1 pseudogene is annotated in these 687 nt (G+C 54.1%); it reads right to left on the reverse strand.

Features of this window, described 5'->3' with window-relative positions:
* Positions 1-687: pseudogene (locus tag H8K52_RS20620) on the reverse strand (Calx-beta domain-containing protein); the annotation flags it as partial.

A 687-nucleotide genomic window follows, 5' to 3' on the forward strand; every position in this document is an offset into this window, starting at 1 on the left:
AGGATTCTGGGGACGCGGAATCGACGATGGCGTCATTGATTGTGGCGACGGTGACCGTGAAGCTGGAAACACCGGCTGGAACGATCAGGCTGCCACCAACTAAAGTCACGCCATTGCTAAATGTGGCTGTGCTGTTGTAATCGGCACCCGCTGTCGCTGTACCGCCGCCTAAGTTGTAAGCATAGGTTGAGGCGACGGTTGTTGTTGCGGACAAGGAGACTGTGTAGACCAAGTCATTGCCTTCGACCACATTGTCACCTGCGACGCCTGGTGCGCCTGGTTCGACTGTGGTGATGCTTGGTTGGTCATCATCAATAATACCGCCATTGCCTGTTACACCACCGATCACCAATGGTAAGGATTCTGGTGAGGCGGAATCGACGACACTGTCGTTGATTGTGGCGACGGTGACCGTGAAGCTGGAAACACCGGCTGGAACGATCAGGCTGCCACCAACTAAAGTCACGCCATTGCTAAATGTGGCTGTGCTGTTGTAATCGGCACCCGCTGTCGCTGTACCACCGCCTAAGTTGTAAGCGTAAGTCGCTGCTACTGTTGTGGTTGCTGACAGAGACACGGTGTAGACCAAGTCATTGCCTTCGACCACATTGTCACCAGCAACGCCTGGTGCACCTGGTTCGACGGTGGTGATGCTTGGTTGGTCATCATCAATAATACCGCCATTGC

This window comes from Affinundibacterium seohonense, assembly GCF_014284305.1.
GTDB classification, from domain to species: domain Bacteria; phylum Pseudomonadota; class Gammaproteobacteria; order Burkholderiales; family Burkholderiaceae_D; genus Undibacterium; species Undibacterium seohonense.